The organism is Yoonia sp. (assembly GCF_014859355.1).
GTDB lineage: Bacteria > Pseudomonadota > Alphaproteobacteria > Rhodobacterales > Rhodobacteraceae > Yoonia.
The window spans coordinates 1-9,700 of the sequence record NZ_JACUUJ010000062.1 but is presented as its reverse complement, the minus strand read 5'-3'; the positions used below and the strand labels follow the sequence as shown (position 1 = coordinate 9,700).

Sequence of the window (9,700 nt, the reverse complement as noted above, 5' to 3'; positions counted from 1 at the left end):
CAACCCACCAAAGCAAACGGAAAAAACCCAAGCCTAAAGTCTAAAAGCCACCGTCTCAAAGTCGTTGACACGTTCCGCCCGTTGCTGTCAAAACATTCAACTTAGCCCATAAGTTCCGGAAGGTCGCGATACCATTCGGCATGGCAGCCTTCATGGTTCGGCATGCCGGGTCGCGTCAGGCAGCCTTTGGGTGCGATGTAGCTGTCGATCCGTCGTTCAGGGTTTTCGTGCCATGCCAGGTTAAATGCTGCGAGCTTTGGGAAGAAATACATGCTCGCATATGGCAAGTGGTCGTGCACCCACCATGCCAGTGCACGCCAGTCCATGCCTGCCTCAAACCTATCTGCAAAGGATGGTATTACAATACAAGCTGTAGCCCCCGCAAAGCCGCCAGCATCACGGCGGTCCCATATGTGACCAGCAAAGTTCGCCTCGTTTGATGAGCAGGTGTAGCCTGACTTGCCCGCTCTTTGCTGTTCGTTGCAAAACCCATTCACTGAGCAAGAGCGGAACGCCGACCGGATGACGACTTTGCCAAACGTGCGCTGGAGTGGCTCCAACAGTTCTTCGCATAGACGCTTGCCGACCATGATCGCAAGGTCGGGATCATCCGGTATGTTGGGCATGCCGTGAAAGTTTGCGACGTCTGAGTAGAGGAACTCCCGCATCCAGAAATTTTCTGAAAGCCGAACGCGGCCCAGTGTATCGAGGCTTGTCACTGTCTTAGGAGGCTTCATAAATTGCTGTGCTCAAGTGTTGTTTCTGTTTTGTGAACTGAGACAGTATTAAAATCCACAATTTTCCGCATATCTATGAACAGTGCAGTTTTCACTGTGTTGGAAGCCAGCTTTCTCAGATGCACGAACAAACCATACAGGGCGATGCTGACAGCAACTTGTAACACTGTGTTCAAAAACAGTGTCGACTTACGGTGTTTTAAGACTGTGTTGCATTTACTGTGTTGCCACAGCGAATCCAAACACTGTGTTCAACACAGTAAATCAGCCCACCAACACATATTAAAACTGTGCGATCGTTAAGTTTATGATCTTTATGTTTTAAGTTGGTGCCCGGGGGCGGAATCGAACCACCGACACGAGGATTTTCAATCCACTGCTCTACCCCTGAGCTACCCGGGCATCGGGACGGGCGCCTAGGCGACCCATCGGGTAGCGGGGTTTTAGACGCGGGGGCTGGGGGTGTCCAGAGGGAAGTTGCGCTCAATTGCACTCTTAATGCGGTTTGTGTTCTTCTGCGGCGCGCAGCTCTTCTTCCAGTGCGTCCAGATCATCGCGGTCTTGCGCCGGGATGGCGTAGCTGCCTGTCAGCCATTTGCCCAGATCAATATCCGCGCAGTGTTTCGAACAAAACGGACGGAACTTTGCCGCGGTTGGTTTGTTGCAGATCGGGCAGGCCATCAGATACCTTTTATTAATGTTCCGGGCAGTGTGGGGCGTTCGCGTTTGCGCTGTAATTCGAACAGGCCCATCTGTGTCCAACCCACCAGCGACGTCTCGATCGGGTCGGTCTTAAAGGCCGCGCGCAGCGATTGTTCAATCTGTTTGCGGTGCGCCTTGGACATCGACACGAAATCAATGCTGATCTGTCCGGCCAGGCCGCGCAGGCGCAGCGCGCGGGGCAGGGCGCGGGCGGCGGCAAGGTTTGCCTTGAGCGCGGCGGCGGGCGAGGTATCGCCGCCGGTATTCACATCCACAGCAACCAGCGCGCGCGTGGGTTCGACATACATCGTGCCTTCGCCCAAAGGCACCAGCGGGCTGCCCAGCGCGCTGATCTGGTCCAGCACCCCGTGGGCGTCAAAGCTACCGGCATCGGTGATAACCGTGGCCGCACCGGCCCAATCGCGCCAGGCCAGCGTATGCGGGCCGTCGCCTTCGGTCAGGGCCTCTGGGGTGTTGCCTGTCGCATCGGCCAGCACGGCATCGGCCAAGGCGGACATCGCAAGGATATCGTCGGCAATTTCAGCCGCATCGGCGCCGTCGCAGGCGGATCGCAGAATCAGCCCGTGGTCGCCGTCATAGACCTCATGTGCGACGGCCAGCAGCGCATCGCGGGTATCTTCGTCGGCGATCTGGCGCGAGATGTTCAGGCCGGGTTTGCCGGGAGTCACAATCGCATAGCGGCTTTTGAACAGCACGCGGTCGGTGACCGGCACCGCCTTGCCATCTTCGGCATGGCCTGTGACCTGCACCAGCAGCGGTTGACCGGGGCGCAGGCCTTTGCCTTGGCGTAGGAACGCGGTTTCACCATCTGGCAGGCGCAGCATCATGCCGCCTTGCCCTTTGATCGGGCGGTCGCAAATCGCACGGAAAATAGCGCCGGGTCGGGGGCCATCGGCGTGGTCGATCAGAAGATCGTCCAGTTTTCCATCTACCAGATAGGCGGCGGCTTCCATATCATTGATATGATCAAGGATAATCATCCGACCCTTCATGTGGCACCTTTATATAGCGGAAAACCGGCCGCTGTCAGCAGCCCTGCGGTTTCGGCCAGCGGCAACCCGACGATCCCAGTATAAGATCCGTTGATCCACGGAATGAACGCGCCCGCAGGGCCCTGAATGGCATAGCCGCCGGCTTTGCCCTGCCAGTCGCCCGTCGCCAAATAGGCGTTCACTTCGGCATCTGACAGTTGTTTCATCGCGACAGTGCTTTGCGCGTCTTTCAGCCAGATCCGGCCACCGCGTTTGACGGCCACCGCGGTAATCACCTTGTGCCGCCGTCCCGACAGGGCATACAAAAACTGCGCCGCTTCGCCCGCATCAGCGGGTTTACCCAGAATCCGGCGCCCCAGCGCCACTGTCGTGTCAGCGCACAGCACGACTTCACCGTCACCGGCCACCACAGCTGCGGCCTTTTCATGCGCGATGCGCTTGACGTAATCGCGGGGCACTTCACCCTTGCGGGGGGCTTCGTCAATGTCGGGGGGGCGGATGGCGGCAGGTGTCACACCAAGCTGCGCCAAAAGCTCCAGTCGCCGGGGCGAGCCAGAGCCGAGGATCAGCGCAAGCGTGGGATCGAGGGACAACGTTGTCATGCGATATTATCCGCAAGCGGGCTTGGTAGGCATTTTGCCATTGGCAAAACGCTTAGCCGCGCAGCGTAAAGCGTTGCTTCACGCTATTTGAAACGATAGTTGATCCGACCCTTGGTCAGATCATAAGGTGTCATCTCGACTTGCACCTTGTCGCCAGCCAGAACGCGGATGCGGTTCTTGCGCATCTTTCCTGCCGTGTGCGCGATGATCTCATGGCCGTTTTCCAGCTCGACCCGAAACGTCGCGTTTGGCAGAAGTTCTTTCACGACACCTGGGAATTCGAGCAGTTCTTCCTTGGCCATGTGATCTCCTGTGTTTGTCTTCCGCGTAATTTTGCGGACGGCGCTTAGATGCGCCTCATTTCGCTATTTTTCAAGGGCTAATCAGCGCCCCCTTAGCGCAACGACACGGATGTGACGGATTTGATGCGCCCGTCCTGTTCCGGCCAATGGGCAAAGTTGCCGACCTGGCCGGAGTTTCGTGCCCTGCCGATGTGGGCCAAGTCAACATCGGCGATGGTCCAGCCGGGCTGATTGGTATCCCCCTGGGCAATGATCCCGTCGCTGGGCAGCCCGTAATCGGGCGGGCAGAACAGGCCAGCGCGCCCGGTGTTGGTGTCTACGATATCGCAGCCGGGCACGCGCCCCACCAGCGGGGATTGCACGACAAGGCATTGCCCTTCGATCGCGCGGGCGCGGGCGGATTGGCGCACGCGGGTCTGGCCTGCGGGCTGTTCGGTGCAAGACGGCACGAGGATCATATCGGCACCGGCCTGAAGCAAGGCGCGGGCCAGCAGGGGGAATTCGCTATCGTAGCAGATCAAAACGCTAACGCGCCCTAGGGGCGTGTCGCACACTTGCAAGGCGGCACCTGCTGTCAGGCCCATGTTTTGTCGTTCGTAGGGCGTCAGGATCATCTTGTCCTGTGTGCCTGTTGCACCGCTGGGCGCACACAATGTCGCGCGGTTCACCGGCCCGTCCGGCCCTGCGGCGTTCAGACTGCCCGCAAGGATGGTCACGCCATGCCGCATCGCCAGATCGCGGTGCAGGGTGGCCCACCTATCCGCCGCACGCACCATCGCATCGCGCCAGCGCACCGGATCGCCATTGCCATCGGGCGCGCCGATCAGCGCGACCTCGACCCCCGCATATTCGGGAAACACCAGCAATTCGGCCCCTTGTGCCACCGCGTCGGTAACCCATGCATCAAGCTTGGCCACCATCGCGGCCCAGTCGGGGTGCCATTCCGGCTGATAAGCGGCGGTTGCGATCTTCATAAGGTTTTGCACCAGAATTGCATTGGCTTGGCGGTTTGCGCCGCATCCCCCACATCGGTCCATGAAAAAGATGCCATGACGCCGGGCAGGGGCGCATAGCCGCGTTTGCGCCAGAACGGATCAAGCGGGGCGTAGCCTGCGGGCCGTGCGGGGTGATCATCCGGGCGTTTCACTGCGCAAAAGGCAGATATGCTGCGGCCCAACCGGCGGGCGTGATCCTCGCGCAGATCAAAGAACGCATGCCCGATCCCGCGCCCGCGATAGGCGGGCAACAGCACCGATTCGGCACAATAGAATATATCGCTTAGCGCCATATCGGTGTTGGTAAAGGCCGCCGCGAAGTCATCGGCGTGATCTTCCATCGGGGTGCCGGTTGCCGCACCCACCAGCACATCGCCATCAAAGGCCCCGATAAGGATCGCGCCCGCACTGTCGCGATAGCTTTGTAGATAGCGGTGTTCGTAGTCAAAACTGCCTTCATAAAGATAGGGCCAGTCGCGGAACACGGCCATGCGCAGGCGCGCGACATCCGGCAGCACGGCGGTCAGATCGTCACCGGTCAACTGACGCACATCTATGGTCATGACACCTGCTGCAACCAGTCGGCCAGATTGTAATAGGTCGTCACGCGGCTAATCTTGCCATCCTGCAAGGTCATGAACGACCCGCCGGGCAAACAATAGGTCTGGCCGTGCGCATCCGGCAGGCCGGGGTCGGTTTGCAGATAGGTGCCGTTGACGGTGAATTCTGCCGCCGCGCGCGTGCCGTCCTGGGCAGAAAACAGCACGATATCGGTCAGTTCCTCGGCATAGCAGTGGCTCATGTGGGCGCAGAATTCGGCAAAGGCCGCTTTGCCCCTGCGCACCTTGCCTTCGTTCACGTGGTGGGCCACATCATCGGAAAGTTCCGCCAGCATTGCATCGACATCGCCAGCATTGAAGGCATCGAAATAGCGGCGCAGCGTGTGCGTTGCGTCAGTCATCGATGTTTTCCTTTTCCGGTCCCCAGCGGTCTGTCAGCCGTTTGATGATCTGGTCACGAGCCTGACGATAGCTGTCCAATTTTGCCTCGCGGCTGTCACCCAGACCTGTGGGGTCAAGGATCGGCCAATATTCCACATCAAGATGGTAGAACCGCGTCAGATCAAGCGCGCGGCGCTGGCTGGCGGGCGATAGCGCCAGCACCAGATCAAACGATGACAGATCGTCGCCCCAGTCTTCCATTTCATCGAATGACCGCGACCTGTGGCGCGACAGTTCCACCCCGATTTCCGCACAGACTGCGATGGCGAAACCGTCGATTTCCATATCATTCTTGACGCCGACCGACTGGATATAACACTCGGTGCCATACAGCTTTTTCATGATGCCTTCGGCCATGGGGGACCGCACGGCGTTGTGATCGCAGCAAAACAGCACCGATTGAGGCAGGGGCCGATATGTGACGCCATCCCCCAAATCAGCCCCCGAAATGCAGCACACAGATCAGCGTGAACAGGCGGCGTGCGGTGTCGGTGTCGACCTCGGCCTTGCCTTCAAGCCGTTCCTGCAACACCCGCGCGCCTTCGTTGTGGATGCCGCGGCGGGCCATGTCGATGGTTTCGATCTGGCTGGGGGGCAGGGTTTTGACCGCGTCGAAATAGCTTTCGCAGATCTGGAAATAATCCTTGACCACCTGCCGGAACGGTCCCAGCGACAAATGGAATTCACCTGCGGGTGTATCATCCTCGGTGCGGACGTCAAATACCAGCCGACGTTCGCGAATCGACAGGCCAAGGCGGTAAGGGCCATCCGGCACGCTGCGCCCGTCGCGGGCGGGCAGGGCAAAGCGGTTGTCTTCCAGCAGGTCGAACATGGCGACCTTGCGTTCCTGTTCAATCTCGGGCGTGGGGGGCGGCAGGGCGCTGTCATCCAGCGTGATATGGGTGATCTTGTTCATGCGTTGTCCCCCCTGTTTAAACGGTCCAGACGCGCCCGCACCGACAGGCCGTGTGCTTGCAGGCTTTCGGATTGCGCGAGCCGTTCGGCAGATGGGCCAATCGCGGCCAGCGCAGCGGGCGTCATGCGCGACAGGGTGGTGCGTTTGATGAAATCCATGACAGACAACCCACTGGAAAACCGGGCCGACCTTGCGGTGGGTAGCACGTGGTTCGGCCCGCCGATATAATCGCCAATCGCCTCGGGTGTCCAACTGCCGATGAAAATCGCCCCTGCATGGGTGATCCGGTTGGCAAGGGATTCGGCATCGGCTGTGCAAATCTCCAGGTGTTCGGGGGCGATCCGGTCAGACAGGGCCACCGCCTGATCCATGTTGTCCACCGTGATGATCGCGCCAAAGTCGCGCCAGCTGGCCCCCGCAATTGCGCGGCGTTCCAGCGTTTGCAATCGCGCGTCAACGGCATCGGCCACGGCACGGCCAAAATCCGCATCGTCCGTGATCAACAGCGATTGCGCGCTTTCGTCATGTTCGGCTTGTGACAAAAGATCAAGTGCGATCCAGTCGGGGTCATTGTCGCGATCGGCAATCACCAGAATTTCCGAAGGCCCGGCGATCATATCAATCCCGACCTTGCCGAACACGCGGCGTTTCGCGGCGGCGACAAAGGCATTGCCGGGGCCGGTGATCTTGTCCACCGGCGCGATCGTTTCTGTCCCATAGGCCAGCGCCGCAATCGCCTGCGCGCCGCCGATGCGATAAATTTCATCCACCCCTGCAATCCGCGCCGCCATCAGCACCAGCGGGTTCACGACGCCGTCGGGGGTGGGCACCACGATGGCCAGCCGTTGCACACCCGCCACCTTGGCGGGTATCGCATTCATCAGCACCGATGAGGGATAGGACGCCAGCCCCCCCGGCACATACAGCCCTGCCGCCGACACTGGCGTCCAGCGCCAGCCCAGCATCGCACCTGTACCATCGGTCCATTGCGCATCATCCGGCATCTGGCGCGCGTGATAGGCGCGGATGCGTTCAGCGGCCAGTTCAAGCGCCTGTGTATCCGCATCGCTGACGCGCGCACAGTAGTCCGCAATTTCGTCGGGTGAAAACCGCATCGTTGCGGGGGTCAGTTCCAGCCGGTCGAATTTCGCGGTCAGTTCCAGCACGGCGGCATCGCCGCGCGCGCGCACATCGGCGATAATTCCGGCAACCACATCGTCCACATCGGGGCTATCCTCGCGCTTGGCGCCCAATAGAGTTGCAAAACGGGTGTCAAAATCAGCGTCAGAGGTGGACAGAAACTGCGGCATGGGTGACTCCTTTGCGCCACGACATAGCGGGGTGCTGCCGCTTCATCAATGCGGTGCGATCATTCGGGGTGCGACGGGGCCTTGCCCGACGGGGCGTTGTAGGGGCGCGTGACATCGCGCAGGATAACCTCAAGGGCTTCGACCTCCAGCGCGATCATCCCGTCGCCGGCCAGTGTCAGCTCGATCCGGCCCGCGCCATCGTTGCCCGATTGAAAGGCGATGGACAGCAGCGAAAACACCAGATCGGTGTCGGATTTATCGATGCCTTGGGTCTGCACACGCATCACATCCTCGATTGCCAGCACCGCCTGCACACGTTCGTAACCACCCCCGCGCTGGGCAGCACGCGCGGCATTTTCCCAACGAAACCGGTTCAGCAGCAGGGCGAAACGCCGCGCCTTGCGGTCCCATTTCATTTGGACAGCAGGAAACACCGCATCCTGCACAAGCGCTGCAATGACGGCCAGATCATCGGTATCCAGCGCCCTGAGCCGCAACGGGGCCGCGCGCCCGTCTTCGAATCTTGCGTCTTCGGTCATGATCCTGTCACCCGTTCGATTTTTGCGCCCACCGCGCGCAGTTTTTCTTCGACATGTTCATAGCCGCGATCCAGATGATAGACGCGGCTGACAACAGTTTCCCCCTTTGCGGCCAAGCCGGCTAAGATCAAAGACACCGATGCGCGCAAATCGGTCGCCATCACCGGCGCGCCTTTCAACCGGTCCACGCCGCGCACCGTGGCGGTGCCGCCATGCACCGAAATATCGGCCCCCATGCGTACCAGTTCAGGGGCGTGCATGAAGCGGTTTTCGAAAATCTTTTCCTCCAGCACCGATGTGCCGTCAGCGGTGCAGAGCATCGCCATCATCTGCGCCTGCAAATCGGTCGGAAAGCCGGGGAACACCTCGGTTGTGATGTCTACGGCGCGCGCGCGGTCCGCGCGGCGTTTCACCTTAAGCCCATCCGCAGTTTCGGTCACATCTACCCCCGCCGCATCCAGTTTTTCCACAAAGGCTCCCACCAGATCCAACCGGCCACCCAGACATTCGACCTCGCCGCCAGCAAACACAGGCGCGAGCATATAGGTGCCCAGTTCGATCCGGTCAGTGACAACAGGATGCGTCGCAGCACCCAGCCGGTCCACCCCCTGCACGGTGATCGTGCTGGTGCCTTCGCCGTCAATCTGCGCTCCCATGCGGCGCAGGCATTGCGCCAGATCAACAATTTCGGGTTCGCGCGCGGCATTTTCGATGATTGTGGTGCCTTTGGCCAATGTGGCGGCCATCAGCACATTTTCGGTGGCCCCGACACTGGGAAACCGCAACGGCACGCGCGCGCCGCGCAACCCGCCCTTGGCGATGGCGTGCAAATAGCCGTCTTTCAATTCAATGGTCGCGCCCATCGCCTCTAGTGCGGTGATGTGAATATCCATCGGGCGCGCGCCAATGGCGCAGCCGCCGGGCAGGGACACAACAGCCTGATGATGCCGCGCCAACAGCGGACCCAGCACAAGGTTGGACGCGCGCATCTTGCGCACGATTTCATAATCGGCGGTGGTCGATGTCATGTCGTGGCTGGACAACACCTGCACCTTGCCCCCTTGCAGCGCCGTCACCTCGACCCCAAGCGATTGCAGCAGCGCGGTCATTGTCTTGATATCCGACAGGCGCGGCGCATTGGTCAGCGTCAGCGGTTCCTCGGACAGGAGGGTCGCGGGCATCAGGGCAAGGGCGGCATTCTTGGCCCCCGCGATCTGTATTCTTCCGTTCAGCGGTGTGCCGCCCGTGACCACGATGGAATCCATACCTGTTATTCTTTCTCTTTATTGGGTGTCGCGCCCGCGCGCGCGCGCGCCTGTGCCTTGCGCTTGGCCATATTGGCCCTGAGCGCCGCCTTCAACCTGTCTTCGCGGCTGGCGGCGGGTTTGGCCGGTTTGGTCTTGTTGTGTTTGTCGTTCATGACCGCCCTGTTATCAACAAGGGCAAAAACCGTCCAGAGAGGGCTTGCACCACGCCGCAATTGCCGCTAATTCCCCGCCTCACGGATGCTGTGGTAGCTCAGTGGCAGAGCACACCCTTGGTAAGGGTGAGGTCGAGAGTTCAATCCTCTCTCACAGCACCAT

The 9,700-nt window shown here is 60.3% G+C and carries 14 protein-coding genes and 2 tRNA genes; 1 reads left to right on the top strand and 15 read right to left on the bottom strand.

The annotated features are described in order from the left end of the window. Positions 1-101: 101 nt before the first annotated feature. The 15 genes from IBX59_RS14280 to IBX59_RS14210 form a co-directional block, all read right to left on the bottom strand. Positions 102-719 (bottom strand): hypothetical protein, encoded by a 618-nt coding sequence (locus IBX59_RS14280; RefSeq protein WP_296376742.1) that lies wholly within the window; start codon positions 717-719, stop codon positions 102-104. Between the two features lie 345 nt (positions 720-1,064). After that, positions 1,065-1,139: transfer RNA gene (locus IBX59_RS14275), tRNA-Phe, on the bottom strand. 93 nt (positions 1,140-1,232) lie between these two features. Next, positions 1,233-1,418 (bottom strand): DNA gyrase inhibitor YacG, encoded by a 186-nt coding sequence (locus tag IBX59_RS14270; protein ID WP_296376739.1) that lies wholly within the window; start codon positions 1,416-1,418, stop codon positions 1,233-1,235. Further along, entirely contained in the window at positions 1,418-2,452 is a 1,035-nt protein-coding gene (locus IBX59_RS14265; RefSeq protein ID WP_296376737.1) for a ribonuclease E/G, read from the bottom strand. Before IBX59_RS14265 ends, IBX59_RS14270 begins: the two co-directional genes overlap by 1 nt. Next, a complete protein-coding gene (locus IBX59_RS14260) occupies positions 2,449-3,054 on the bottom strand; it encodes a nucleoside triphosphate pyrophosphatase (protein ID WP_296376735.1) in 606 nt (201 codons plus the stop codon). The genes IBX59_RS14265 and IBX59_RS14260 overlap by 4 nt, the downstream gene beginning before the upstream one ends. Before the next feature lie 83 nt (positions 3,055-3,137). Continuing rightward, the gene (infA, locus tag IBX59_RS14255; protein WP_007205486.1) at positions 3,138-3,356 is read right to left on the bottom strand and encodes a translation initiation factor IF-1; all 219 of its coding nucleotides are present in this window, start codon (positions 3,354-3,356) and stop codon (positions 3,138-3,140) included. Between the two features lie 92 nt (positions 3,357-3,448). Beyond that, positions 3,449-4,330 (bottom strand): carbon-nitrogen hydrolase family protein, encoded by an 882-nt coding sequence (locus IBX59_RS14250; RefSeq protein ID WP_296376734.1) that lies wholly within the window; start codon positions 4,328-4,330, stop codon positions 3,449-3,451. Continuing rightward, a complete protein-coding gene (locus IBX59_RS14245; RefSeq protein ID WP_296376732.1) occupies positions 4,327-4,914 on the bottom strand; it encodes a GNAT family N-acetyltransferase in 588 nt (195 codons plus the stop codon). Before IBX59_RS14245 ends, IBX59_RS14250 begins: the two co-directional genes overlap by 4 nt. Beyond that, entirely contained in the window at positions 4,911-5,312 is a 402-nt protein-coding gene (locus IBX59_RS14240; protein WP_296376729.1) for a ketosteroid isomerase-related protein, read from the bottom strand. The genes IBX59_RS14245 and IBX59_RS14240 overlap by 4 nt, the downstream gene beginning before the upstream one ends. After that, complete coding sequence (locus tag IBX59_RS14235; RefSeq protein WP_296376727.1) at positions 5,305-5,787, bottom strand: low molecular weight phosphatase family protein; 483 nt, start codon at positions 5,785-5,787, stop codon at positions 5,305-5,307. Before IBX59_RS14235 ends, IBX59_RS14240 begins: the two co-directional genes overlap by 8 nt. A 1-nt stretch (position 5,788) precedes the next feature. Then, on the bottom strand, positions 5,789-6,268 hold the full coding sequence (locus IBX59_RS14230) for a UPF0262 family protein (RefSeq protein WP_296376725.1): 480 nt from the start codon (positions 6,266-6,268) through the stop codon (positions 5,789-5,791). Continuing rightward, a complete protein-coding gene (gene hisD / locus IBX59_RS14225) occupies positions 6,265-7,578 on the bottom strand; it encodes a histidinol dehydrogenase (RefSeq protein WP_296376723.1) in 1,314 nt (437 codons plus the stop codon). The genes IBX59_RS14230 and hisD overlap by 4 nt, the downstream gene beginning before the upstream one ends. A 59-nt stretch (positions 7,579-7,637) precedes the next feature. After that, a complete protein-coding gene (locus IBX59_RS14220) occupies positions 7,638-8,117 on the bottom strand; it encodes a DUF2948 family protein (protein WP_296376721.1) in 480 nt (159 codons plus the stop codon). After that, positions 8,114-9,382 carry a UDP-N-acetylglucosamine 1-carboxyvinyltransferase gene (gene murA, locus IBX59_RS14215; protein ID WP_296376719.1) on the bottom strand — a complete coding sequence of 423 codons (1,269 nt, stop codon included), beginning with the start codon at positions 9,380-9,382 and terminating at the stop codon, positions 8,114-8,116. Before murA ends, IBX59_RS14220 begins: the two co-directional genes overlap by 4 nt. A 5-nt stretch (positions 9,383-9,387) precedes the next feature. Next, the gene (locus tag IBX59_RS14210; protein ID WP_296376717.1) at positions 9,388-9,537 is read right to left on the bottom strand and encodes a hypothetical protein; all 150 of its coding nucleotides are present in this window, start codon (positions 9,535-9,537) and stop codon (positions 9,388-9,390) included. Positions 9,538-9,624: 87 nt separating this feature from the next. On the opposite strand from IBX59_RS14210, the gene IBX59_RS14205 reads away from it, so the two are divergent. Further along, positions 9,625-9,699: transfer RNA gene (locus IBX59_RS14205), tRNA-Thr, on the top strand. Position 9,700: the final 1 nt, after the last annotated feature.